21 protein-coding genes are annotated in these 25,310 nt (G+C 51.5%); 2 read left to right on the top strand and 19 right to left on the bottom strand.

Features of this window, described 5'->3' with window-relative positions; translation table 11 throughout:
- Positions 1-18: 18 nt before the first annotated feature.
- The 17 genes from B0I18_RS08495 to B0I18_RS08420 all read right to left on the bottom strand — a co-directional run bounded on the left by B0I18_RS08495 (position 19) and on the right by B0I18_RS08420 (position 19,988).
- The gene (locus B0I18_RS08495) at positions 19-1,116 is read right to left on the bottom strand and encodes an efflux RND transporter periplasmic adaptor subunit (protein WP_106522259.1); all 1,098 of its coding nucleotides are present in this window, start codon (positions 1,114-1,116) and stop codon (positions 19-21) included.
- 107 nt (positions 1,117-1,223) lie between these two features.
- Positions 1,224-1,490, bottom strand: a complete 267-nt coding sequence (locus B0I18_RS08490; protein WP_106522258.1) for a hypothetical protein — start codon at positions 1,488-1,490, stop codon at positions 1,224-1,226.
- 363 nt (positions 1,491-1,853) lie between these two features.
- Complete coding sequence (locus tag B0I18_RS08485) at positions 1,854-2,699, bottom strand: sialate O-acetylesterase (protein WP_106522257.1); 846 nt, start codon at positions 2,697-2,699, stop codon at positions 1,854-1,856.
- Between the two features lie 46 nt (positions 2,700-2,745).
- Positions 2,746-3,282: a TetR/AcrR family transcriptional regulator gene (locus B0I18_RS08480; protein ID WP_181358387.1), complete on the bottom strand. Its 537-nt coding sequence runs from the start codon at positions 3,280-3,282 to the stop codon at positions 2,746-2,748.
- A gap of 94 nt (positions 3,283-3,376) precedes the next feature.
- Positions 3,377-4,726, bottom strand: coding sequence for a sigma-54-dependent transcriptional regulator (locus B0I18_RS08475; RefSeq protein ID WP_219905945.1), 1,350 nt, complete (start codon positions 4,724-4,726; stop codon positions 3,377-3,379).
- Positions 4,727-4,740: 14 nt separating this feature from the next.
- Entirely contained in the window at positions 4,741-6,447 is a 1,707-nt protein-coding gene (locus tag B0I18_RS08470) for a sensor histidine kinase (protein ID WP_106522255.1), read from the bottom strand.
- A gap of 248 nt (positions 6,448-6,695) precedes the next feature.
- Complete coding sequence (locus B0I18_RS08465) at positions 6,696-7,775, bottom strand: porin (protein WP_106522254.1); 1,080 nt, start codon at positions 7,773-7,775, stop codon at positions 6,696-6,698.
- A gap of 2 nt (positions 7,776-7,777) precedes the next feature.
- The gene (locus B0I18_RS08460; protein ID WP_106522253.1) at positions 7,778-8,350 is read right to left on the bottom strand and encodes a K(+)-transporting ATPase subunit C; all 573 of its coding nucleotides are present in this window, start codon (positions 8,348-8,350) and stop codon (positions 7,778-7,780) included.
- 15 nt (positions 8,351-8,365) lie between these two features.
- Positions 8,366-10,405, bottom strand: coding sequence for a potassium-transporting ATPase subunit KdpB (gene kdpB / locus B0I18_RS08455; protein WP_106522252.1), 2,040 nt, complete (start codon positions 10,403-10,405; stop codon positions 8,366-8,368).
- Between the two features lie 27 nt (positions 10,406-10,432).
- Positions 10,433-12,145, bottom strand: coding sequence for a potassium-transporting ATPase subunit KdpA (gene kdpA, locus B0I18_RS08450; protein WP_106522251.1), 1,713 nt, complete (start codon positions 12,143-12,145; stop codon positions 10,433-10,435).
- Between the two features lie 18 nt (positions 12,146-12,163).
- Positions 12,164-12,241: a potassium-transporting ATPase subunit F gene (locus tag B0I18_RS25485; protein ID WP_106522593.1), complete on the bottom strand. Its 78-nt coding sequence runs from the start codon at positions 12,239-12,241 to the stop codon at positions 12,164-12,166.
- Between the two features lie 110 nt (positions 12,242-12,351).
- Entirely contained in the window at positions 12,352-12,495 is a 144-nt protein-coding gene (locus tag B0I18_RS25055; protein WP_181358386.1) for a hypothetical protein, read from the bottom strand.
- 254 nt (positions 12,496-12,749) lie between these two features.
- On the bottom strand, positions 12,750-13,472 hold the full coding sequence (locus tag B0I18_RS08440) for a class I SAM-dependent methyltransferase (RefSeq protein ID WP_181358385.1): 723 nt from the start codon (positions 13,470-13,472) through the stop codon (positions 12,750-12,752).
- Between the two features lie 147 nt (positions 13,473-13,619).
- Positions 13,620-14,270 carry a GNAT family N-acetyltransferase gene (locus B0I18_RS08435; protein ID WP_219905944.1) on the bottom strand — a complete coding sequence of 217 codons (651 nt, stop codon included), beginning with the start codon at positions 14,268-14,270 and terminating at the stop codon, positions 13,620-13,622.
- Between the two features lie 254 nt (positions 14,271-14,524).
- Positions 14,525-17,755, bottom strand: coding sequence for an error-prone DNA polymerase (locus B0I18_RS08430; RefSeq protein WP_106522249.1), 3,231 nt, complete (start codon positions 17,753-17,755; stop codon positions 14,525-14,527).
- A 12-nt stretch (positions 17,756-17,767) separates the two neighbouring features.
- On the bottom strand, positions 17,768-19,264 hold the full coding sequence (locus B0I18_RS08425) for a Y-family DNA polymerase (protein WP_106522248.1): 1,497 nt from the start codon (positions 19,262-19,264) through the stop codon (positions 17,768-17,770).
- A gap of 1 nt (position 19,265) precedes the next feature.
- Positions 19,266-19,988, bottom strand: coding sequence for an ImuA family protein (locus tag B0I18_RS08420; protein ID WP_245882076.1), 723 nt, complete (start codon positions 19,986-19,988; stop codon positions 19,266-19,268).
- 78 nt (positions 19,989-20,066) lie between these two features.
- Between B0I18_RS08420 and B0I18_RS08415 the strand changes: the two genes are divergently transcribed.
- Together B0I18_RS08415 and B0I18_RS08410 are read left to right on the top strand one after the other, a co-directional pair.
- A complete protein-coding gene (locus B0I18_RS08415) occupies positions 20,067-20,876 on the top strand; it encodes an XRE family transcriptional regulator (protein WP_106522246.1) in 810 nt (269 codons plus the stop codon).
- Positions 20,877-21,473 carry an alpha-ketoglutarate-dependent dioxygenase AlkB family protein gene (locus B0I18_RS08410; protein ID WP_106522245.1) on the top strand — a complete coding sequence of 199 codons (597 nt, stop codon included), beginning with the start codon at positions 20,877-20,879 and terminating at the stop codon, positions 21,471-21,473.
- 159 nt (positions 21,474-21,632) lie between these two features.
- Here B0I18_RS08410 and B0I18_RS08405 read toward each other — a convergent pair whose 3' ends face one another.
- Together B0I18_RS08405 and B0I18_RS08395 are read right to left on the bottom strand one after the other, a co-directional pair.
- Entirely contained in the window at positions 21,633-24,047 is a 2,415-nt protein-coding gene (locus tag B0I18_RS08405) for a TonB-dependent receptor domain-containing protein (protein WP_106522244.1), read from the bottom strand.
- Positions 24,048-24,707: 660 nt separating this feature from the next.
- A complete protein-coding gene (locus B0I18_RS08395; RefSeq protein WP_106522242.1) occupies positions 24,708-25,304 on the bottom strand; it encodes an HD domain-containing protein in 597 nt (198 codons plus the stop codon).
- Positions 25,305-25,310: the final 6 nt, after the last annotated feature.

Raw genomic sequence — 25,310 nt, 5'->3', positions numbered from 1 at the left:
AGTAAATAGGTTGCGGTATTACAGGCGGGGCGCCACGGGACTTATCTTCTGCCCGCTCCTGATGGACTGTACGCCTTCGTAAAGGATCTTATCTTTTGCCGTAAGACCGCTTTCCACGATGTAATAACCATTGATGCGGCTGGACGGCTCAAAGTTTTTCATCTGTACGGTATTGTCGGCGCCCAGCACATACACATAGTTCTTGTCCTGTATTTCCAGCACCGATTTCTGCGGCACCATCAATACACGGGCATTGGGCCTGCCGATAATCAATGTACCGGAAGCGCCGTGTTTCAGCATTTTACGGGGATTGGGGAAATCGGCCCTGAAGGTTACCGAGCCGGTATTATCATCGATCTCGCTGCCATAGGTTTCTATTTTACCGGGATAAGGATACAGGGATCCATCGGCCAGTACGAGGCTTACACTTGCTGCCATAGTGCTGTCCCGGCCTTCCTGCATCAGTTTCAGGTATTCGCTTTCCGACACCTTAAAATAGGCCAGCATCGAATGGATATCCGAAATCGTGGTCAGCTGCGTGTTTTCGGGCAGGAAACTGCCTTCCTTCAGCGGTAACCGATCGATCACACCGTCGAAGGGCGAATGGATACGGGTATAGGAAAGACGTTTCAGTACGGTTTGCTTTTCCGACAAAGCCTCTTCTATCTTTGCTTTCAGGGCATTGAGCTTGGCTTCGGCCAGTTCCTGCTCGGTCTTGGAAATGATCTTTTTATGCACCAGGGTCTGTACACGCTGCAGCTCTACTTCTGCTACATGCGCATCCGCCTTTGCATTATTCCATGCCGCGTTGGCTTTGGATAAAGCGATCTGCAGTTCATCATCGTTTATGGTAAACAGCAATTGCCCTTTACGCACAGTTTCGCCTTCGTCTACATGGATATGCTCCAGGATACCCGGTACCCGGGCATAGATCTCTACATTTTTCCGGGCTTGTATATCTGCCACGTATTGGGCATGGAGTGCGGTGTCTTTTTCTATTACAGAAATAACAGGATAGGATTGGGGTTCGGCGCTATTATCGCGCGAGGCGTTAAGATCGGTGCATGCACTGACCAGGATCAATGCCGGAACGGCAATGAAATAGTTCTTGTTCATTATCGAAAATAGGTATACTGGCCCGGTGGTTCCGGGCGGATGGAATAATAGATGACCCCGGGTATGCGTATAAAGCCTACCCGAACAGATAAATGAATAGAACGGTATTAAAAGAGAGAGAGCCGGAAGATGTAGTCGTAACAGGAAGAGAGGCAGATACTATTATACGCAGTACTGCATATGGGTTTAGTATCGGTCACGAACATGACCATTACCGGGTTTACCCTTGCTTCCGCCTGCACGTTAAAGTAAGCCTGCAGCTGTTCCATATACCGCTGGTAAATACGGGCGGCTTTAGGTTGATGACGTTCTTCCGCATCGGTGCGGAACACCATATCATCCAGGTTATTGCCATCGTCCGCGGCAATGCACATCGAACCGTTTCCAGCATATTTTACTGAAAAGAACTGTGCAGCCCTGGACGGTGTTGCGATGTGAATTAACGCAACAAGACACAGGACAAAGGGTAGAAATATTCTGAATAAAGATTTCAACTCGGCGTACGTAATGGGATGGTCGTTGCAAATTTAACTGATACAACCGAGAAGGCCATCATTTTCCGGTGATAATAACGCTTTGTTTAGATTTACGATAGCATAAAAGCACAACACATCATGTTATCTACACCCGCAAAGCCTTACCAGCAAACAGGATCAGCGTTATAACCCCAAGCAGGCAATAACGCTGATCTCTTTCTGTAATTGTTATTGATAGTGATACCCGCCAGCAATAACGCACTACTGCTGCTTCAGTATTACCAATGCCTGCTGGTAAGCCTCGGACGTAAGAGCGCCGCTGGCAAAACGGTATTCCAGTAATGCGGTTTGTTCCTTCAGGGTGTAAGGCCGGGCATAGATACGTTGCAGCAGTTCTTCTTCCTGATCATCCGGGCCCGCATCAGTAAGCCGGTTAAAGGCATCGAAATAGCGCAAGCCGAACACACGCAGGGATGCGGCATTGAAATGAATACCGTCGGGATTGGCCGATAAACCGGCAGCGCTTACGAAATAACAATGGGCATGTGCATGGGCGAAATCCTGCAGGGCGGTATTGATAAGCGGATAACTTTGAAAGTACTGCCCGTATATGCCGGAAGCCAGGTAATCGCCCAGTCCGCCTACAATGAGCGGTACACCGGGTGCATCGAGTTCGCTGCGCAAAGCATCGATAATAACCTCCAGCCGCGCAGCATAAGTAGCGGCCAGTTCGGGAAAACAATCACTTTCGCCCTGGTGCCAGAGTATACCCGCCAGCTTGCTATCGCGCAAGGCAAGCCTGGCCTGGCTTACCGCATGATCAAACAATGCACCGCCCACTGCCCAATCTTTCAGACTGGCGCCCCCTTCCGCACAAGGGATCAGCCCGATCTCCCCATCGCTATGCTGCAGGCGCCAGGCGGCTGCAAAAGAAGCAGCAAGACTGATACCCGAAGTAGGCCGGTCGTAGTTTACGGGCTCCCACATGGTTTGCCAGCGGCCATTGCGCAGCATTTTTATATGTTCGTCGAAAACAGGCGGCGCCTCCTGCACAAAGCCGCGACCGGCCATATTCGACTGACCGATCATTAAAAAAGCATGTATCATAAGTTTTATATTTTCGGGAGGATACGTATGCGCCGGCAGCGCAGTATTATGCCATACCGATACTCCGGCGGAAGGAATACCAGGCCATTTTTTTTATATCATTAGGAACAACGCTGCCACTGCGCAAGGCCTGTATGGTGCTGCGGATCATTTGCACAAAGAGGATACGGATCCAGGGCACGGTAAGCTCTTTGCTGATCATGCCCTTACGCTGCAAGGCCGGCACATGCCGGAACCAGTTGTCCCGGGCCGCTGCATAGGCCTTATCCTGTGTGGTTGCCGGCGCCTGCTCCTGCAAGGTATCCAGGAAGGCATACTTCTCCCCGCAGTCAATACCGGCATAAAGCATCAGTTCCAGTTGCAGCACCGGATCTTTGCCCTGCCTGCAAGCCGCCATCATGGCCGTTTGCCAGGTGTGCATCATATCGACCCTGCAGGCTTCCAGCAGTTCGGCCCGGTCACGGAAATAGCGGTGCAGGGTGCGGCGGCTCAACTCTGCCTTAGCGGCGATCTTATCCAGCGGCGCCGAAAAATCCTCGTTCAGCACGGCTATAGCAGCATCGATAATTTTTTGTTTTGCCATAACAAGCGCAAAGATAGGACAAATATCACAAATGTGTGACACTATAAAAAAGGAGAAAATCATTTCTCTGCTGTATTACGTAAATGGCTGTTGCTTAAAGTTCAATTTTGTATTCTTCTATTTTCCGGTATAAGGTTGCGGTACCGATGTTCAGCAGTTTGGCCGTTTGTACCTTATTGCCTTTTGTATACTGCAGCACACGCTGTATATGCAACCGCTCTACGCTCGCCAGGTCGAATGCCGAAATCGTTTTGGATTGCAGGCTGGCATATTGCAGTTCCACGGGCAGGTGCTCGATAGACAACTGGCGGGTAGCACAAACGATCAGGGATCGCTCCAATACATTTTTGAGTTCCCTGATATTGCCACGCCAGTCGTATTGCCCGATCTTTTCTACAAAGGCCGGCGTCATACCTTTTACATGCTGGTAAGCATCGCGGGTCAGCTTTTCGATAAAATACCCGGCCAGTAAGGGGATATCGGCCTGGCGCTCGCGCAGGGGCGGCAGGTTAATGGTAACCAGGTTAAGCCGGTAGAAAAGATCTTCGCGAAACTTACCTGCTTTGATATCCTGTTTCAGGTTGCGGTTGGTTGCGGCTACGATGCGGATATTAACCCGGGTCAGCCGCGTATCGCCCACCTTGATAAACTCGCTGTTTTCCAATACCCGCAATAGTTTGGCCTGAAGGTCCAGGGGCATCTCACCAATTTCATCGAGAAACAACGTGCCGCCATCCGCTTCTTCGATCAGGCCTTTCTTATCTTTTATAGCGCCGGTAAAGGCCCCGGCCTTATGCCCGAACAGTTCACTTTCCAGCAGCTCTTTGCCGAATGCGCTGCAATTAAGTCCCAGGAAGGTTTTGGTATTGCGTTTACTGGCCGAGTGAATGGCCTGTGCAAAGATCTCCTTACCGGTACCGGTCTCCCCGAGCAGCAAGACAGGCGCATCGGTAGGCGCAGCAAGCCGGGCCAGCGATTTGGCCTCGGTTATCAGCACCGAATTACCGATAATGGAATCGAAGTTCGCGTAACGCGCAGCCGCTAATTGTTCCAATTGATGTACCCGCTTTTCGAGTTTTACTTTTTCCAGCGCCCGGTACAATAAAGGCAGGATGCGGTCATTATCGTTGGCCTTGGTTATATAGTCGAAAGCCCCGTTCTTTATGGCCTGCACGCTATCCGGTATATTGCCGTAGGCGGTCAGCATAATAATTTCCACGTAGGCATATGTGGCTTTCACCTGGGTAATAAACTCGACGCCACTACCATCCGGCAGTTTTACATCACACAAAACCAGGTCGATATTTTCGTGTTGTAATATTTTTTGCGCCGCCTTGCAACCCGCTGCTTCAAACACGGTAAAGCCTTCCAGGCTCAGCACTCTTTTCAGCAGTTGCCGTACATCGGTCTCATCTTCGACCAGCAATACATTCGCGATATCCATCTGTTCTATTCTTTTTATACACGTGTATTAATAACGATACTGAACCCGAAAACGCTTCCGGCGCCAAATTCAGAGCGGGCCCAGATCCGTCCGCCCTGGGCTTCAATAAACTCCCTGGATATGGAGAGCCCCAGACCGGTACCGGCCTGCTGTTTGCCGCCTGGCACTTTAAAGTATTTATCGAATACCTGGTCCAGGTAGCGGGGTTCGATACCCCGGCCCTGGTCGGTAACCCGGAAATGAATGTCTTGCTCCTCCCTGCTTACCTGTACGACCACCGTCCCGTTTTCATGGGAGTATTTAATGGCATTGGTCAGAAAGTTGATGAGCACCCAGGTAGTCTTTTCTTCATCCAGCGAAACATAAGGCAGATCTTTTTCTATGTCTTCCTTCAATTGAATATGATGTTCGCCGGCATGCACCTGTACGGCCTGCAAAGCCCTCAACACTATAGTCCCGGGCTTTACCCATTCTTTCTTTAACTGGATCTGTCCCGATTCCACCTGCGACACATTTAATAACTCGCCGGTTATCCGGAGCAGGCGGTCGGCATTAGCCTTGATGCTCGACAGGATATCCAGCTGGTCGGCATTATAGTCGCCTACTCTTTTGTCCTCCAATAGCTGGGTGCCCATTTTTATAGCAAACAAAGGCGTCTTCAACTCATGCGATATCGTGGCGATAAAATTTGTTTTGGCAACATCCAGTTCTTTAAATGGCGTAACATTACGCAGCAGGATCACCCGGCCGCCCACACTGTTTTCGGTCTGGATCACGATAGACTCCTGGGTAAAAAAACTTTCTTTATTATCTGCAAATATCCGGAGCTGCGTCTTCGGTTCGCTGTTCAGTACCGTCCGTAAAAGATCATTACCGGCAGCTATATCCGGGGCCAGCCTGCCGGTCACCTCGCTTTCTTTCAGACCGAAAATACGTTCGGCAGTGGCGTTGAAAAACAGGATCTCCATTTTATCGTTTAAACCGAATATACCATCGTTCATTTTATTGATGATGGCTTCAATCCGGCTCTTTTCAAACTTGATCTCGGCAAGATTGCTGTGCTCGTATTCATCCAGCTTTTCAGCCATAACGTTAAAGGTCTCTGCGAGCGTGCCAAATTCATCTTTCTGATCGAGATGGATCCGTTTACTGTAATTCTTATTGGCGATCTCCCTGATCCCTTCCGTAAGGGCTTTAACGGGTCTTGCAATAATGGAAGGAAAATTGATCACGAAGGTAAGCGCCGCCAGGCTCAGGATAGAAACGATAATGGTAAGCCAGAGCGTAGCCTGCGCAGCGGTTCCCGAAGCAATAACGTTTTTGTGAATAATGGCCATCTGGTTCACATCTTCGATCTTCAGGATGGCCTTGCGCATTTTTTTGTATTGCCCGAAAACGGCAGGATCTTGTTTTAAGGTTTCAAACAGGGCCCGTACTTCAGCAGTGGCTTCGGCCTCCCCGGGTTCGGTTATGTTCTGTTCCTCTAAGCGGAGGTTATGTTCAAAAACAGCGACCTGTCCGGGGTTCCCGGGTATTTCGTCCAGGGCCTTCAACATATGATTGCAGTATTCTACGCTGATATGGTTATCCTTCAGGATCATACCGGCATCGCTGCTGAGCCGGTTCACGTAAAAAATGCCCAGTCCGCCAAAGCAGATAATGACAACGAATAGGGAAAGCAGCCCGAAGGTAAGCTTGGTCTGCATTTTAGCCTTGATCATGATAACATAAAATCGGTTCCTGAATTTTTAATTGCCTTTAACCGGTTAGGGGTCGTTTGTGTAAAGGCATTGACATTACACCTGCAAAGCAAGGACAATTTTCTCTCTTGCGTATCTTTTTCCTGCATTTAAGGTAAGCTGCCCACCAACTTGACCCGCACCCGGATACGGCTTAAGCCTTGTTACAGGAACAAGGCTTAACAGGCCGGGCAGAAAGGCGTGACCGGCGCCGGTTATAAGGATATGCGTTAAAAACTTATGGCCAAAGCGGTAGAAAAAGCAAGGTTGTTTTTCCCGGGTCTATCACCGGCGCCGGTAAAGATCCGGTCTTTACTGTCCAGGTTCCGGATCTCCACCCGCCACAGTGCATTAGCGGACAGGGCATAGTCGAAGTTTGCAGAATACTCCCAGGTACGGAAGCCATGCGGTGTACCCGTGGCGATGATCACGGCGTTACGGTCGTCGAAATAGGCAACACGCGCCGCTATAGCTGCCCTTGGCGTGATTGCATACTTAACGATAAGGGCCGGCGTGTACCAGGTATGCATCGCCGAAGCGCCTGCCTGCTTTTGTTCTGCACCGATATCAAAAGCCGCGATCAGGCCCAGTCGTTTCGTTACCTGGATAATAACGTAGAGGTCGTGAAAATAACGCATCTGTTTTACGCTATCGGCCTTATCACTACCGATAAAAGTACTGCTATTAAGCGTTATCGCCGTATTCGGTTTATAAGTTACCTGGGTCCCGAAGGCCGGCGTACGGTTACCATCTACCCGTTGTATGCGCTGCCAGCCGTTCAACAACAACAGGCTGAAGAACCACTTGCCATTATCTGTAGTATAACCAGCTTTTACCCCCGTTTCGAAATAAGGCGAGTTTTCGGCAGCCAGGCTGCGGCTCAGGGTCCAGCAATCCTTACCCACGGCGCTCTCCCAGCCAATATGTGAAGCAAACAGGCCGGCATCCAGCCATATATCGTGTTTCCGCGACAACTTTACGCCTGCATTGGCTTCATACAGGTTTTTCAGCACACCGGGCTCTGCAGCGTAATTGGCATTCATATAAGTACCGGCAGCTACCGCCAGTGCAGCCCTGATGCCTTCTGTACGATAAGCTGCTTTTACAAAGGCCAGGTTCACGTTAATTTCCTGGCCCCGGTTGTGACTGTAAATAAATGCAGGACGGGTATTGTTGCCGGGCTTAGCAGCATCGTACGTGTAATAGGTTTCGAGGTATCCACTAAGGGTGAGTGGCGAAGATGCAGTTTGCTGCGCAATAGCGGCAATGCTGCCCGATAAGGCCATAATAAAGAAGAGGGGTTTCATCATGATTATTTTTTAAGACTGATTTGATCTAATGCGATATTGAGTTGCAGGACATTTACTTTTTCGGGGCCAAGGCAACCGGCCAATGGGCGCTGTACCTGTTTCCGGACCAGGTCGGCTATTAAGGTTTCGTTTAACTTGCGGGCCGCAGCTACACGCTTTACCTGTACCAGCGCGGCACGGGGCGAGATATGCGGATCCAGGCCGCTACCCGATGCCGTTACGAGCTCGGCTGGCAGCTCATTGCGTTTGACGGCCGGGTTATGTACCAGGAAGGAATCTATACGGGCCTGTACCGTTGCCAGGTAATCGGGATTGGAAGGCCCTTTATTGGAACCGCCCGAACCGGCGGCATTATAATCAACCGCCGAAGGGCGGCCCCAGAAATATTTATCCTCCGTAAATTTTTGTCCCACGTTGGCATAACCCACCACTTTTCCATCCAGGTAGGCTTTAGCGCCGCCGCCTTTGCCTGCAGCGGCTTTGGCGATCCCCGAAACCAGTAAGGGATACAGGGCGGAGCAGAGTACGATCATAACCAACGTAAGCTTGAGGGAAGGCATTATATACTTTTTCATTTTTTATTTTTTTAGTTACAGGAATAATCCCAGCAGGATATCGATCAGTTTAATACAGGCAAAAGGGAGTAATACGCCACCCAGGCCATAGATGAGCAGGTTCCTGCGCAACAGGGCGCTGGCGCCGATGGGTTTATAAGCCACGCCCCGCAGGGCCAGGGGAATCAAGGCGGGAATAATAAGCGCATTGAAGATAACAGCCGACAATATCGCGCTCTGCGGACTTTTCAGCTGCATAATGTTTAAACTTTTGAGCGCGGGTATGGCTGTAATAAAAAGCGCCGGCACGATGGCAAAGTATTTGGCGATATCGTTGGCTATGGAGAAAGTGGTCAGTGTACCCCGGGTCATCAGAAGCTGCTTGCCGATCTCCACGATCTCGATCAGTTTAGTAGGATCATTATCCAGGTCTACCATGTTACCAGCCTCTTTCGCGGCCTGGGTACCGCTGTTCATAGCAATACCCACATCGGCCTGTGCCAGTGCCGGCGCGTCATTGGTGCCATCGCCCATCATCGCTACCAGTTTGCCCGATTGTTGCTCCTGCCTGATGTAGTTCATCTTGTCTTCGGGTCTTGCCTCGGCAATAAAATCATCCACACCGGCCTTTTCTGCGATAAAGCGGGCGGTTAAAGGGTTATCGCCGGTCACCATTACCGTTTTTACACCCATCTTACGCAAGCGTTGGAAGCGTTCCTGGATACCGGGTTTAATAATATCCTGTAGTTCGATCACTCCGAGTATCTTACCGTTTTCGCAAACCACGAGCGGCGTTCCGCCATTGGAGGCGATGGTCTTTACCTCTGTTGCGGTTTCCTGCGGGAAGGCGTGACCAGCTCTTTCGGTGATTGTTTTTATGGCGTCGAATGCGCCCTTCCTGATGCTCCTGCCGGAAGCAAGGTCTACGCCGCTGCAACGGGTCTCGGCGCTGAAGGCTACAAACCGGGTTTCCCGCGTTGCCATACTACCCGTATCCAGGTTAGCCAGTTCCAATATCGATTTGCCCTCCGGCGTTTCGTCGGCCAGCGAGGCCAGCACACAGGCTTCGACAAACAGGGCTTTATCGATACCCATGGCCGGGTAAAAATGCGTGGCCTTACGATTGCCGATGGTTATGGTACCGGTTTTATCGAGTAAGAGGGTATCCAGGTCCCCAGCCGTTTCTACGGCTTTACCGCTTTTGGTAACTACATTGGCACGCAGGGCCCTGTCCATACCTGCAATACCGATGGCGCTGAGCAGGCCGCCGATCGTTGTCGGGATGAGGCAGACAAAAAGGGCTACAAAAGCAGCAATAGTAATAGGGGTATTGGCATAATCGCCGAAGGGTTTTAGCGTAACACAAACCAGCACGAACACCAGGGTGAACCCTGCCAGTAAAATGGTCAGCGCAATTTCGTTTGGTGTCTTTTGCCGGCTGGCGCCTTCTACCAGCGCGATCATCTTATCGAGAAAACTCTCGCCGGGCGCGGTCGTTACCTTAACTTTTATACGGTCGCTCAGGACCTTGGTACCGCCTGTTACCGATGACTTATCACCGCCCGATTCCCGGATCACGGGCGCCGATTCGCCGGTGATCGCCGATTCATCGATCGTGGCAATACCTTCGATAATTTCGCCGTCCATGGGGATCACATCGCCGGTTTCACAAAGAAAAACATCGCCTTTATTTAACTGCGAAGAAGGAATAGTCTTCAGCTCGCCCGAAAAAGTATCGATCCAGCGGGCCGGCGTTTCTTCCCGGGTTTTGCGCAGGCTGTCGGCCTGGGCTTTACCCCTGGCTTCAGCTATGGCTTCGGCAAAATTGGCAAACAGTAACGTAAATAACAGGATGATGAATACGGCAAGGTTATAACCGAAAGAACCCTGGTCCGTATGCCCCGAAAATGCAGTATATAAAGTAACGAAGAGCATTACGGCGGTACCCGCTTCAACGGTAAACATTACCGGGTTACGGAACAGGATGCGGGGATTGAGTTTTACAAAGGATTGCCTGAAGGCCGCACGCACCAGGTGCGGCTCAAACAACCGGGTTGTAGCAATAGCTTTTGACATGTCTTAATTTTTGCTGGGAAATAAATTTTATTTCAGATTAAAAAATTCTGCGATCGGGCCCAGGGTTAAAGCCGGGAAAAAGGCCAGGGCGGCTATTACCATAATCACCGCATAGGTCATAATACCGAAGGTGACCGTATCGGTCTTTAAAGTACCCGCCGACTCCGGGGTATATTTTTTGGCCGCCAGCAGACCGGCTATGGCCACAGGCCCGATAATGGGCAGGAAGCGGCCCAGGATCAGCACAAAGCCTGTCGTAACATTCCAGAAGATATTATTATCGCCCAGGCCCTCGAAGCCGGAACCATTATTGGCCGCCGCAGAGGTATATTCATAAAGCATTTCCGAAAAGCCGTGGCTGCCGGGATTATTGAGCCAGGACGAAGGTGGTACCGCCCAGGCCGCATTGGGATGATGGGCTACCACATAAGCCGACAGTGCAGTACCCGCAAGAATGATAAAAGGATGAAGCAGTGCGATGATCGAAGCAATCTTCATTTCGCGCGCCTCTATCTTTTTACCCATAAACTCCGGCGTACGCCCCACCATCAAACCGGAAATAAAAACGGCGATAACCAGGAAGACAAAATAGTTGAGTATACCTACGCCTACCCCACCATAAAAACAATTGGTCATCATACCCAATAGCTGCATCGCGCCCGACATCGGCATGGAGCTGTCGTGCATCGAATTGATGGAACCGGTTGAAATGATGGTGGTAACCACCTGCCAGTAAGCAGATGCCGTAACGCCAAACCGGACCTCCTTGCCTTCCATCGCTGTGGCATCCGCAAGATGCATACGCGCTATAGCCGGGTTGCCGCTATGTTCCGAAACCAGGTTGGGGATCATAAAGGACAGCATGCCTATGGTCATTACCCCGAAGATGATATAGGAAAGCTTTTTGCGTTTGATAAAGAAACCCAATGCAAAAACCATAGCTATGGGGATAAGCACCTGGGCAATTACTTCGATCATATTGGTCAGGTAATTCGGGTTTTCGAGCGGGTGTGTGGAATTGGCGCCGAACCAGCCGCCGCCGTTTGTGCCGAGGTGCTTAATAGCGATCATAGGCGCTGCCGGGCCACGGGAAACCTGTACGGTATCCCCCTGCAGCGTAACGATACGGTCCTTGCCTTCAAAACTTGCCGGCGTGCCGTTAAACACCAGCAGGGAAGCGATAACGATACAGAGCGGTAACAGGATACGGGTTATCGTCTTGGTAAAGAACACGAAGAAGTTGCCCAGCTTTTCTGTTGTCTTTTCAGCAAAGGCCCGGAACAAAACCACAACAGCAGCAATACCCGTAGCGGCCGTTACGAATTGCAGGAAGGTGATCACGATCATCTGGCTGAGATAACTCACGCCGGTTTCGCCGGAATAGTGCTGGAGGTTGCAGTTCACCAGGAAGCTGATATCCGTATTGAAGGCCAGGTCCGGCGTCATACCGGGATTACCGTCCGGGTTCAGGAAAAGGCTGCCCTGGCAAAGCAATACTACAAAAGCATAAACAAACCAGACCATGTTGATGGAGAGCAGGGCCAGCATATGCTGTTTCCAGTTCATCTCTTTCTGCGGATCGATACCGCAGAACCGGAAAATAAAACGCTCCAGGGGATTCAGGAAATCGGTCCAGGTACGTTCTCCTTTAAAGACTTTGGCTATGTATTTTCCCAGCGGTAGCGCAAGCGCCACCGTAAGCAGGAAGGTGACTACAATGCCCATCATTTCAGTATTCATGCTTTATTGATTTAACGTTTAAAATTTTTCGGGTTTAATTAATACATACAGCAGGTACAGGAATACCAATACGGATACGAAGAATAGCAGTATCATGTTTTTGATTTTAGAAGGGTTATACTTTTTCGAAGAAGCCGATGGATTTCATAAAAAGCCAGAAGCAAAACAGGCCGGCTAAAAGGAGCAGGAACGTCATCATGTGTTTTTTAGTTTTGAAACAGTTTAAATTTGAGCCAGGCGATATAACCCAGGGACAGGATAAACAACAGCAGGAAAAGGAACGCGAACACTTCGCGTAACAAGGCTTTGAATTTTGGCTTATTGATCATGCTGTGTTTGATTAAGGACATATGCCGTCAGGAATATATGCACACAGGCAAACCAGGCGCCAATACGCAACAAGAGCCAACTAAAAATATTTAAGCCACTCACAGACAAGGCAATAACACAACAACAACGACCTGTAACATAAAACAGGAAATCAGTAATAAGTGTATCATTATGAGAGCGTGTATCAAAATGATAGCGTAACCCCGACCGCGTACAATAAAAACAGCGGGACTACCCTTAGGCAGCCCCGCTGTATAACCGGCATGAGGCCGTATTATTTTTTACCCACGATGCCATAAAAACTTTCCAGGTATTCCAGTTCCGTTTCCGGCTGGCCTTCGGTTATCGATTGGATACCCGCTTCCAATTCATCTGCTGTAAAGGTCTCCAGCACCGACATATAGCGGTTGCGTACCATCTCGGTATACTTTTGCCTGGAAAGATTGATGGGATAAGCAAATACATCGAAGGAGACCGTAAAACCGGCGTGCTCCAGTTGCGCCATGATGGCTGTACGGGAAGGCTGCCCTTGTTCAAAGCGCCGCAAGGCTTCATCGAACAAGGGGTAATTGAGCCTGCGCGGTTCCATTAAAATGAGCAAAGAACCGCCGGGATAGAGTTGCCGGTAAAGCCCTTTAAATAATTCTTCCCGGGCTGCTGTATCCAGATGATGAATAAACTCCTTCATATATACCCGGTGATAGCGGGTGTCTTCGGCTGCAAAGCAAACCGCATCCCTGCAAACCCGTTTAATCGCCGTGTGTTCCGCGCTGCGCAGCATCGCGGCGCTGTTATCAACGCAGACCATATCCAGGTAAGGCACACGCTTTAAAATTTCCTGAGCAAAAATACAGGTGCCCGCCCCCAGCTCCACCACCGATTCCCCGGGCCGTACCGGTAAGGCTTTTATAATTTTATCGGTAAAGTAAGCGATATAACGATCCGAGTAACGATAGTATTCATCATAACGCGCGGCAAGTTTAAGATAATGGTCCATGCTTTTGGTTTTAAGTATACATTCTTTTTTGACAGTGGTTAGTATGCCCCTAACCCTGCGAGCGCAGGGCAGCAACAAGCCGGCAACAGGAACCTGCATTCCTGTTACCGGCCTGGTAGCATTGCTCGTATTTAATACATAAAAAGATTAGGCATGATGTTTCGGATCATATAACATGGCGGTACACAGGCAGTTCTTCCGGTCTTTACTATTTAATACCGGGCAGTTTACACAGGAGGCACAACCCGCCCAGAAAGCATCTTCAGTAGTCAGCTCCGAATAAGTTACCGGCTCGAAACCCAGTTCGTAGTTCATCTTCATAACCGCCAATGCACTGGTCAGGCTAAAGATGCCCGCCTCCGGGTATTTCAGCCGGCTCAGTTCAAATATTTTCCGTTTGATCCTTTTGGCAATACCGGTATGCCGGAACTCCGGGGCTACGATCAGGCCCGAGTTGGATACATACCGGCCATTATCCCAGGCAGAGATAAAGGCGAAGCCCGCCCAGCGGCCATCCGGGGCGAAAGCGATCACCGCCTCACCGGCAATCATTTTGGATTGTAAAAAACCGGGAGAACGCCTGGAAATACCCGTACCCCGGGCTTGCGCAGCAGCAAAGATCACGGCACAGATCTCCCCGGCCAGGCCTGTATGGCCTGCATCCGCGACCTCGACCCGGAAATCAGGTAAGGTGGCATGCCCCTGCACTGTAGCAGCGGCGGAACCGGGAAAGGGTTCTGGCAGGGAAGGGTTACTGCCGGGGAGTACGGGCACTTGTTGCCGGGTTTCCATAAGCATTGCAGTATTCCCGGTTTTAAGAAGGATACCCTATAGGTACCGGCCGGCAATACCCTTTACCTATGCCAAATGCTGTGCCACTATACGCTTTGCAGTGGCCGGCGGACATTAGGTATTGTCTTGCTATCACTTATAAAAACAAGTCCAAAAACAACCAAAGCAAACAGCCTATCAAAATGATAGGCTATTATCATTTTGATAGGCTGTTACACACAGGGAAGATCATTAAAACCGCTGCGGTTACGCGATACAGGTTATTTAAAATTACGGGAAGGAAACAATTCGCCCTGTACCACCTTGCGTACCGGGTTACTGCTTACGCCAGCAGGGCCGGGTGTTTCGTCCTGTACTCCGGCAGGGGGCACCGGTAAGGTTTCCGTTTCGGGAGCGATCATGCCCTGCAGCATCCAGGTCATATCAAAGCACCGCCGTACAACCACATGGATCACTTTGGTATCGCCTTCTTTACCCTCGCATTGTATATGGCCGGATACCATCAGGAGTCTTGCCTGCAGGATCTGTTTGCGGTACCGTTCAAATACATTGCGGAATACCACCAGGTTGGCAATACCGGTTTCATCTTCTATCGTAATAAAACAGATGCCCGTAGCTGTGCCCGGCCGCTGCCGTACCAATACCAGGCCGGCAACGCGTACCCGGGTGCCATCGCTCCAATCCCCCAGCTCTTTGGCAGCCAGTATCCTGTTGGCAAAAAGCTGTTGCCGCACAAAGCTTACGGGGTGCGCCTTAAGCGATAAGGATGTGCTGTTGTAATCCTGCAATACCTGCTCGGAGGCTTTCATCAGGGGCAGTTGTACTTCGGGTTCTGCTGCACTATCTGTAACCTGGCCTTTAAACATATCCCGGGGCAGATCGGCCAGGGCCGCCACTTCCCATAAGGCCATCCTGCGGTCGAGCCCGATAGATTGAAAGGCATCGGCATCGGCCAGCCGCTCGAGCGCCGCCTGCGATATGCCCACATAAGCCAATTGATGCAGGCTGGTATACCCTTGCTCCCTTGCGGCGATCAGCAGTTCCATTTCTTCCTGCTTCAAACCCTTTACCAGCCTAAAGCCCAGGCGCAGCGGGCATAAGCGGTCCTCTTTCGCTTCGAGTGTATGATCCCATTCCGAATAGTTGATATCTACCGGCCGCACGTTTACTTTATTTTTACGGGCATCGATCACCAGTTGTGCAGGCTGGTAAAAACCCATAGGAAGGCTATTGAGGATGGCAGCCGCAAATACATCAGGATAATGGTGTTTGATCCAGGAAGAGATATAGACCAGCAAGGCAAAGCTGGCCGCATGGCTCTCGGGAAAACCATAGGAACCAAAACCTTCCAGCTGCCGGAATACGCGCCGGGCAAAGTCTTCCTTATACCCTTTAGCCATCATACCGCCCACCAGTTTGGTTTCCCAATCGCTTACCTTGCCTTTGGCCTTAAAGGTGGCCATACTGCGGCGCAGGCCATCGGCCTCGGCCGGCGTAAAACCCGCGGCTACAATCGCGATCTCCATGGCCTGTTCCTGGAAGAGCGGTACACCCTTTGTCCTCTTAAGAATAGCTTCTAATTCTTTAGAAGGATATTCTATCGCCTCAAGGCCATCGCGCCGGCGCAGGTAAGGATGCACCATATCGCCTTGTATCGGTCCCGGCCTTACGATGGCCACTTCGATCACCAGGTCGTAAAACTCTTTAGGCTTCAAACGTGGCAGCATCGACATCTGCGCCCGGCTTTCGATCTGGAATACGCCGATGGTATCGGCAGCGCTGATCATAGCATATACAGCGGGATCATCTTCCGGAACGGTGGCCAGGGTAAGGCTGCGGCCATGATGCGTTCGCAACAGGGTAAAAGCCTTGCGGATACAGGTCAGCATACCCAATGCCAGCACATCCACCTTCAGGAAACCCAGGGCTTCGATATCATCTTTGTTCCATTCGATATTGGTCCGGTCTTCCATACGGGCATTGAGTATGGGACACAGGTCGGACAGGCGGCCCTGGGTAATTACAAAACCACCGGTATGCTGCCCCAGTTGGCGCGGAAAGCCCGTATACTGCCGGGTAAGCTCCAGAACCTTGAGCAGGTAAGGATCCCCGGCGGTAAAGCCATTACCCGCCACCTTACCATCAAACCAGTCGCCGTTAAATTCGTAAGCCGATTTGGCCAGGTGGTCGACCGCATCCTGCGAAAGCCCCATGGCCTTGCCTACATCGCGCACGGCGCCTTTCCAATGTACTTCGGTAACGGTAGCCACGATGCCCGCCCGGTCACGTCCGTATTTGTTATAGATATATTGCATCACCTCTTCCCTGCGTTCATGCTCGAAGTCGACATCGATATCGGGCGGCTCGTTGCGGGCATCCGACATAAACCGGGCAAACAGTACATTGAACTTGGCAGGATTAACAGAGGTAATACCCAGGCAATAACACACCACCGAGTTGGCCGCCGATCCCCTGCCCTGGCAAAGGATATCGCGATCCCGGGCAAACCGCACGAAGTCATATACGGTAAGAAAATAAGAAGCGTAATTGCGCCTTTCTATAAATGCCAGTTCCATCTCGATGATATCGCGTATTTTTTCCGGCACCTTATCACCAAAATGATCCTTAGCTCCCTGGCGAACCAGCATATCCAGCTCCTGTTGCGGGCTGCGCCCCTCCGTGGTCAGCTCTTCGGGATAGACATACTTCAGTTCATCGAGCGAAAAAGTACAGGCCTTTACGATCTCCTGGGTACGGGCCACGGCGCCGGGATATTTACGGAACAGGCGTTGTATCTCGGCTTCAGGTTTCAGGTAACGTTCCGCATTCTGGCAGAGCTTAAAACCGGCATTATGGATGGTGCACTTTTCGCGCACACAGGTCAGCACATCCTGCAGCTCCCTGCGGCTGGCCTCATGATAATACACGTTATTGGTCGCGATCATTGGTATGCCGTATAACCGGCACAACTGGTCGATACGGAACAGGCGCTTGGCATCGTTGCCGCTGAAGGTGCAGGATGCGCCCAGGTACAGGTCGGGCCCCAATGCGGCGCTGTATTCCTGTACCGAAGCCCTGAAGGCAGCCGTAAAGTCAAACTGCCCGTCCAGTTCATCTGGCGGGAGCATAATGAATTTAATACCGCCGGCATAACGGAATACATCGGCCTTATACAACACGCACTTCCCTTTTTCGGTACGCAGGTTGCCTTCGGTAAGTAATGCCGAAAGCCGGCTATAGGTGATAATATCGACAGGATAAGCCAGTAGTGGCGGCCCGTCGGCCAGGTTCAGCCGGCAGGCAGGGATAAGCCTTATCCCTGCAGCTTTTGCGGCAGTATGTGCCCGTACGATACCGGCCAGGGTATTGTGATCGGTAAGGGCGATCTCGGTATAACCCAGCGCCGCCGCATGTTCGGCCAGTTCATGCGGATGTGCGCCCCCCTGCAGGAAGCTGAAATTGGAGGTTACCTGTAATTCTGTATACTTCATCTATTGTGCATTTCAGGCGAAATAGCCATGTAAATACCATTCGGGTGTATGTTCATCGTATTGGCCCGACCGGAACAACCAATACCGCGCACCCTGCTCATCTTCTACATAATAATAATCCCTTACCCGGTCCTGGTCCAGCCACCATTCACATTCTACACGCTCGGGACCATCGGCTTTTTTAACCCGGTGCAATTGTCCCTTACTGGTGAAAGAGAGCGGCGGGTAATCCGGTATCGGCACGCTTACGGTTATTTTTTCGGGCAGGGGCAAAAGGCATACCGGCCGCGGCCGGTCGGTGCGCCAGGCCGTCGTGGTCTTATCCTGCAGCGACAGGGCTGCTTTTATGGCGCGTTCGGGCCAGTAATGTTCTGCAGGCAGGTAACGGTGTATGGCCCCTTCGCCCATACGCCCGGCGATACGGTCGAGCAGGCCGGCCAGTTGTGTATCCCGCTCCCCGCCCGGGTCCTGCCATAGTGTTTCCTGTTGTACCGGCAGTTCCTCTACTACCGGCGCTTCCAGTACGAACAACTCGATACCCAGCGCCGGTGTTATGGTGGCGAGCTGTTGTTCAAACAATTTCAACAGATGGGCCACATCGCGTACGGCACGGTTGGTACCAATGCTCACCTGCTCCAGCGCCCCATCGATCCGGTAGCCTTTAAACACGGCATGCCGCAAGCCTTTACGCTCCTGCAACAGCCGGTTGCACAGCTGTTGCAGGAGTTGCCGCAGTGCGATATCGATGGCCGTACGCGTCCTGACCGGCTCCAGGCAGGGCAGGCGCTCCTGGTATATTGGTGCAGGTAATACCGGCTCGCAACTTTCGATAAGCTGGCCGGTGGCCAGCCCGATGCGTTCGGTAAGCTGTGGCCCGAAACGCCGCCGTAGCACGGTACCCGGCATATGGATAAAATGACCGATGCGGTACAATCCCAACTTCTGCAGGCGTTCCAGTACGAGCGGCTCCAGCCGCAAAGCGGCAGGCGGCAGGGCCAGCAAGGCTTCCAGCTGCGTACCGGGACTGATGACCGGGTTGTCCTGTCCATACCGGGCCAGGGCCCAGGCCGCCCCTATCGTATCGGCGATAGCCGCACGGGCCCGGTAGCCCGCCTGCCGGAGCCGGTGGAGCAACTCCTTCAGGTAAGCCACCTCGCCGCCCCAGAGGTGCGCGCAACCCGATATGTCCAGTACAAGACCATCCGGCGGGTCGATGGCAGCCACCGGGGTAAACCGAAGGCACCAGAGGGCAAGCCCGGTGAGCAACTCCTCCGCCTGGCCCGGCTTATCGCCAAACACCAGCAGGCCGGGCAATACAGCCCGGGCATCGGCCAGTACCAAACCCGGCACGATCCCTTCTCTGATCGCTGCATCGCTCGCCACCAGTATCATTACCCGTCCGCGCTGTGCCCGGGTGAGTACAAAAGCCTTGTCCTGCAGATCCGGGTCAAGCAGGACCGTCCTGTCGGCAAGCAATTGCGGTAACCATATACTTAAATACCTGCCCATACTACGCCGTTCTTTGTAATACGGGAACGGCTGCAGCCTGCTCCAGGCAAGCGATCCGGAAACCGGACACGGTCCATTCCACCTGCCATACCCCCGGTTTGCCATTCCTTATTTTCAACAACTCTACCTGCCATCTCGGGAAACCCACACCAGGCAAGCCTTCTGCCGTCTGACTGGGCAGCGGCCTGATGCGCCAGCGCGATACACAGGCTGTAACACCGGGCAACCGGCTACCACTGCGATGGATCAGACCGGTTACCCGGCTCTGTTCTACAGCCAGCTGCAGGCGCCGGGACTCGGTAAAGGACAGGTCGCGTACTTCGCCTACAACGGCCGCCAGCGAAGCACATTTCAGCCCTTCTTCAATCGCCCAGAGTGCATCCCGGTTGCTGGCGGCATCTACAAAGATCACCTGGTCGGGGGCGAGGCCCAATAACCGGATGGCGGGGGGAAAGACAGTACGCCTGGTGCTTACCCAAAGGTAGCGGCCGCTGCGGTCCAGCTTGCCCAAAAGACCGGTCATAAAACCCGATGTAGCCGCAGCCTCTTCCGGGGCGCCGCTGATAAATTCGTGTACTGCATTTGCAGGAAAGGTATGATGTGGAAATGATTGGTTGATGATCCCCAAACCGGTATCCTGCTGCTCCCTTTCCGGCCGCACACGGAAACCCTGCATCGCCAGGATCTCCCGTTGCAGGGCCTGTACCTGCTCCGATTTTGACATAAAACCGTTCATTGGATAAAAAAATTTAAAAATGTTACTAATAGTAACATAACTTTGTTACCAATAATAACAAATAGTATGGCCGGAACAAAAATTTTTTTTCACACCAATATCCGTTTCCTGCGGGAACGGAAACGGTTCAGCCAGGACGATCTGTCGCAACTTATTGATATTTCAAGGATTAAGCTACAGGCCCTGGAGTCCGGCAGGACTAAAAACCCTTCGGCTGCCGACCTGGTAAAATTTTCGGAACAGTTCCGGATCAGTATCGATGCCCTGCTCAAGATCAACCTGCCCGTCCTGGGCGAATTGAAGATCCGGGAACTGGAAGCCGGTAATGATGTTTATATGACCGGCGGTAAACTGCGGGTACTGGCCATTACGGTCGACAAAAGCAATAAAGAAAACCTGGAATATATACCACTGAAGGCCAAAGCCGGTTATGCCAGGAGTTATAACGATCCGCAATACCTGGCGGGCCTGCCCCGGTTCAGCCTGCCCAACCTGCCCAAAGGCACCTTCAGGATGTTCCCGACCACGGGCGATTCGATGCTGCCCTTTCCCGAAGGCTGCGATATTATCGGTCACTACCTCGAAGACTGGAAAAACATAAAGGCCCGCACACCTTGTATCGTGGTCCTTAACGGCATGCAGGATATTGTCTTTAAACTGGTAACCCTGGGTACAGATCGCAATATCCTGCTGGAATCCTTAAACCCCGGCTACCAGCCTTATACCGTAGCGGCGGCCGATGTGCTGGAACTGTGGCAGTTTCACAGCTATCATACCCGGGTAGTACCCGAACCACAAGCCGATCTGCAACATATAGCCGGCAGCATTAAAACCATACTGACCGAAATACAGGCATTGAAAAGCGCGAAAAGATAAATGCAACAGAAATTATTTGACGACGACGAACAACTGTTATTACCCCCGGACCTGATGGAATACCTGCCTGCCTTTATCCCGCAACAGCAGGCCGACAACCTGTTCCGGCTCCTGCGGGAAGCCGCACCTTGGGAACAACATAACCAGGTATTGTACGAGAAAACAGTAATTACGCCCCGGCTCTCGGCCTGGTATGGCGAACGCAGGTCGAAAGAGGGCCTCAGCCAGCCGCCCATACCCTGGCTGCCCGAACTACTACAACTCAAAGAACAGGTCGAAAGCCATACAGGGCTTAACTTCCAGGGAGTATTACTGAACTATTACCGGAACGAAAAAGACTCTGTAGCCTGGCATGCGGATAAGGATACCCTGCCCGGTCGCAAAACCGAGATCGCCTCGGTAAGCCTGGGACAGGTACGCGCCTTCGATTTCAGGAAAAAGACCGATCACCGGCAACGTTATGCCCTGGACCTGGCCCATGGTTCCCTCCTGCTGATGAAAGGCGACCTGCAACTATACTGGGAACACCGGATCGCAAAAGCCACTGTACCCATGACCGGCCGCATCAACCTTACTTTCCGTAAGGTTGCGGGGTAGCAGGAGCCCGACTGTTTTTTCCAGCTTCTGTATCTGCTGTTCGCTGCAACAAGAACAAGAAACCAAAACCGCTACGGTCAAAGGTTTTAAGACATTACCGGCATACAAAAGCGGGCAGGAATATCCTGCCCGCTTTGCAAAAGTCTGTTGTACCGGTAGCTAGAATTTATAATTATACCCCAGGCGGAATACCTGCGTTTCATAATAATCGTTGCTGGTATACCGGAAGCCATTGCCCCTGATCTCTCTGCGGAGGTTAAGCGTATTGAAGATATCGGTAGCATTGAGGAACAATTCACCCTTGCCTTTCTGGATGCCTTTCTTAACGCCTATATCCACCGAAAAACGGGAGAAGGTCTTGCCCTGCGGCACCAGGTCGGGCGCCTGGTAAATGGCCACGAATTGCGCATCGAGTTTGGCCGGCAGGTGGAAAAAGCCGTTCAGCTTCGCATTACCGGAGAAGATGCTTTCCCGCGCAGCGCTATACGTTTGCGCAATGGGATACAGGTTGACTACAGTAAAGGCATCGATTATATTCTGGTAGCCGTTCAGGTTCATGTTCAGCGTAAACCAGGGCGTAACTTTTTGCGAAAACATCAGCTCCATACCGGTATTATAACTGTTGCCGGCATTCTGGAATACATTGTAGATAATCGTACTGCCCGGCACCGTGCTCCCGATACGGCTGATGGTACCTTCCATACGTTTGTGGTATACCGAAGCGAAGAAGTAACCCTGCTCCCAGCCGGATTTATAACCCAGTTCGAAGGTATTGGTAAATTGCGGGCGCAGCGCAGGATTGCCGACCTTAATGATTTCGGCGTCATCATACTTCGGGAAGATACGGATATCCACTTCATTGGGACGATCCACGCGGCGGTTATAAAACAAAGACAGCCGGTTATTTTCGTTTAGCTTGTAAGCCAGCCGCAGGTTAGGAAAAGGCTGGGTATAGCTATAACCGTCGCTTTTATACACCGGGTGCCCGGGGTTTACATAATAGTCCAGGCTTACATGCTCCACCCTGAGGCCCGCCTCGATTTCCAGTTTATTGCTTTCAAAAATATAGTTGCCGAACAGTGCCGGTATGGTCTCTGTATAGTTGGCTTCGCCGCCGGCGCTGCTGTCCAGTACAGAGTTAAGCCCCGGCTTGAATTGCATGTTTACCGGTATACTGCGCCGCCGGAGCTTGATGCCCGTTTCGAACCGGCCATACTTCAAGGGTTGTACATAGTCGATATTCAGATCGGCCACATGTTCGTCCGAAAGCAGTTTAAAAGAATCCTGCCCGGTATAGGCCGGCATGATATTGGTAAAAAAGTACTGTTCGTTTTCCCGGTGATAGGTATAGTTGAAACCTGCATTCAATACGCGGCCCGGTTGCCGAAACTTATGCTGCCAGCCCGCGGAAGCCGTAGCCGTGGTTTTCAGCTCGTCTTCCAGGAACTGCCACAGGCGCGCTCTTTCAGACATACCGGCATTATAGAATGGCTCATCGCCACGGTCCAGTATTTTCTCGCTGCTGAACAGGCCGGACAGGGTAAAGGTATTGGCCGCATCCGGCATCCAGTCTATACCCGCCTTGGTGGTAACGATATTGGTCGTCCGGTTCCTCTTGGTCTGCTGGTGTACGATATCGCCGTTATCGTAATACCGGTCTACAAATTCGTTCTTGTTGAGGGTCCTGGTATAGAGGTTATCACCCTGGAAAAACAAATTGACTTTGTTCTTGCGGTAGTTCAGCGACAAGGAAGGATTGATCTTGGGCGTAGCCTGGTATTGCGGCCTTATACCGGGCAGGTTTTCTTTTTTGATCCAGAGCGCGCCCAGGCCACCAGCCAGGCCCAGCTTGCCATTGAAGCCTTTCTGTTTTTCCTTTTTATAAATGATATTGATGATACCCGCATTTCCGTTCGCATCGTATTTCGACGAAGGGTTATTGATGATCTCGATCTTCTCGATAGCCGAGGCTGCCATATTATCGAGCCCGCTCTGGCCGCCGATGCCGGTCAGGGCCGTTTGCTTACCATCGACCAGGATCATCACTTTATCGCTGCCGCGCAATTGTACTTTGCCATCCTGCGAGGTCGTGATACCCGGCAGGTTCTTCATGGCTTCCAGTACCGAACCGCCCGCCTGGCTTACGTTATCCGCTACGGCAAATGTTTTCTTATCCATTTTTGCAGCGATCACCTCCTGTCTTGCGGTAACACTTACCTCCTGCAACATTTTTTCATCGGGAGTCAATACAATATTGCCCAGGTCCTGGAAGGCCGACAGCTGGCCTACAAGCACGGGTTGCTGCACCGTGCGGAAACCCAGGTAACTCAGGGTCAGTATATAATTACCACTGGTTATATCGGGTAAGGTAAAACGGCCGTCTTCGCCCGAAACCGTACCGGCCACGAAGGCGCTGTCTTTCAGGTGACGCAGGTTTACCTGTACAAAAGACAGGACAGCATTGGTTTGGGCTTCTTTGATTGCACCGGACAGTGTTACCCTTTTATCCTGGGCAAATGTGACCTGGAACTGGATACATAAAAAGATCAGCAGGGCCGTACATCGTAGTTTCATGAGCTGTGAGATATGAGATGTTAGATATGAGATGTTAGATATTAGATGTTAGGTGTCATCCTGAGCATAGCGAAGGAGCTCACCTTTTTAGTATCAAGTTTAAGTATCAGGTATCAAGTATTAAAGTGAGCGTTGTCATCCTGAGCATGGCGAAGGAGCTCATCCGTTAGCTGGCTTCAATGGCGTGTAAAGCATCAAGTACCAATAGGACGATTGTCATCCTGAGCATAGCGAAGGATCTTACTGGTTAGCTGGCTTTGATAAAGGGACATGTATTATCCTGGCTGGCTTCAATGGCGTGTAAAGCATCAAGTACCAAAAGGACGATTGTCATCCTGAGCATAGCGAAGGAGCTCACCTTTTTAGTATCAAGTATTAAGTATCAGGTATCAAGTATTAAAGTGAGCGTTGTCATCCTGAGCGTAGCGAAGGAGCTCACCTTTTTAGTATCAAGTATTAAGTATCAGGTATCAAGTATTAAAGTGAGCGTTGTCATCCTGAGCGTAGCGAAGGATCTCATCCGTTAGCTGGCTTCAATGGCGTGTAAAGCATCAAGTACCCAAAAGGACGATTGTCATCCTGAGCGTAGCGAAGGATCTCACCGGTTAGCTGGCTTTGATAAAGGGCCCTGTATTCCCCTGGCTGGCTTCAATGGCGGCATTACCGGTTATTACGGATCAATTGTTGCAGCCATTCCTGTTTAACGGGCTCCAGCTGTTGCTGCCCATAAGGTGTAAAATACCGGTGCGCTGCCATAAAAGCGATATTGAGCTCATCCCATTGCCGCTGGTCGTAAGGCTTTTTAAAATACCATTGCATTTCTGTTTTCAGGCGGCCGGTCATCTCCGGGAACAGCGGTCCGCCCAGGTGCGCCAGGTCTGCATCACAGATTACCTGGTCCAAAAGGCTAAGCGGCCGTTGCGGCATACGGGTCGCGGCAATACGAGCTGTAATAGCCGCAATCGTTTCCGCATCCGCATTATGCCGCTGCAGGAAACCGGAAGCGATCTCTATACTAATGGTTTCATGCCCTTCCAGGCGGCCTGCCGAAAAACCGGTATCATGAAACAGGCAGGCCAGCAGCACACGATCCCTTTCTACGCTGTTTATCGGCATCCCGGCCATAATCTGCCCCGCAGCCCGGGTTACCTGCAACGTATGGTCCAGGTTATGAAAAGTAAAGCCGGGCGACAGGCGGGCAAAAAGCGCAGTGACCTCTTCTGTAGCGGCAGCCAGTATTTGCGGGTAATTTTCCATAACAGG

Source organism: Taibaiella chishuiensis (genome assembly GCF_003014535.1).
In the GTDB taxonomy this organism is placed as follows: domain Bacteria; phylum Bacteroidota; class Bacteroidia; order Chitinophagales; family Chitinophagaceae; genus Taibaiella; species Taibaiella chishuiensis.
Note: the sequence above shows the minus strand (reverse complement) of the source record. Positions and strands in the feature narration are given on the sequence as shown.

Coding starts and splice junctions, on each gene's coding strand:
- B0I18_RS25485 (WP_106522593.1), bottom strand. CDS start 12,241: ATGATACTGCTATTCTTCGTATCCGTATTGGTATTCCTGTACCTGCTG.
- B0I18_RS08465 (WP_106522254.1), bottom strand. CDS start 7,775: ATGATGAAACCCCTCTTCTTTATTATGGCCTTATCGGGCAGCATTGCC.
- B0I18_RS08485 (WP_106522257.1), bottom strand. CDS start 2,699: ATGATACATGCTTTTTTAATGATCGGTCAGTCGAATATGGCCGGTCGC.
- B0I18_RS08490 (WP_106522258.1), bottom strand. CDS start 1,490: ATGTGCATTGCCGCGGACGATGGCAATAACCTGGATGATATGGTGTTC.
- B0I18_RS08435 (WP_219905944.1), bottom strand. CDS start 14,270: ATGCTTATGGAAACCCGGCAACAAGTGCCCGTACTCCCCGGCAGTAAC.
- B0I18_RS08460 (WP_106522253.1), bottom strand. CDS start 8,350: ATGAAAAAGTATATAATGCCTTCCCTCAAGCTTACGTTGGTTATGATC.
- B0I18_RS25055 (WP_181358386.1), bottom strand. CDS start 12,495: ATGTCCTTAATCAAACACAGCATGATCAATAAGCCAAAATTCAAAGCC.
- B0I18_RS08470 (WP_106522255.1), bottom strand. CDS start 6,447: ATGATCAAGGCTAAAATGCAGACCAAGCTTACCTTCGGGCTGCTTTCC.
- B0I18_RS08405 (WP_106522244.1), bottom strand. CDS start 24,047: ATGAAACTACGATGTACGGCCCTGCTGATCTTTTTATGTATCCAGTTC.
- kdpA (WP_106522251.1), bottom strand. CDS start 12,145: ATGAATACTGAAATGATGGGCATTGTAGTCACCTTCCTGCTTACGGTG.
- B0I18_RS08420 (WP_245882076.1), bottom strand. CDS start 19,988: ATGTCAAAATCGGAGCAGGTACAGGCCCTGCAACGGGAGATCCTGGCG.
- B0I18_RS08495 (WP_106522259.1), bottom strand. CDS start 1,116: ATGAACAAGAACTATTTCATTGCCGTTCCGGCATTGATCCTGGTCAGT.
- B0I18_RS08425 (WP_106522248.1), bottom strand. CDS start 19,264: ATGGGCAGGTATTTAAGTATATGGTTACCGCAATTGCTTGCCGACAGG.
- B0I18_RS08415 (WP_106522246.1), top strand. CDS start 20,067: ATGGCCGGAACAAAAATTTTTTTTCACACCAATATCCGTTTCCTGCGG.
- B0I18_RS08395 (WP_106522242.1), bottom strand. CDS start 25,304: ATGGAAAATTACCCGCAAATACTGGCTGCCGCTACAGAAGAGGTCACT.
- B0I18_RS08440 (WP_181358385.1), bottom strand. CDS start 13,472: ATGGACCATTATCTTAAACTTGCCGCGCGTTATGATGAATACTATCGT.
- B0I18_RS08480 (WP_181358387.1), bottom strand. CDS start 3,282: ATGGCAAAACAAAAAATTATCGATGCTGCTATAGCCGTGCTGAACGAG.
- B0I18_RS08430 (WP_106522249.1), bottom strand. CDS start 17,755: ATGAAGTATACAGAATTACAGGTAACCTCCAATTTCAGCTTCCTGCAG.
- kdpB (WP_106522252.1), bottom strand. CDS start 10,405: ATGTCAAAAGCTATTGCTACAACCCGGTTGTTTGAGCCGCACCTGGTG.
- B0I18_RS08410 (WP_106522245.1), top strand. CDS start 20,877: ATGCAACAGAAATTATTTGACGACGACGAACAACTGTTATTACCCCCG.
- B0I18_RS08475 (WP_219905945.1), bottom strand. CDS start 4,726: ATGGATATCGCGAATGTATTGCTGGTCGAAGATGAGACCGATGTACGG.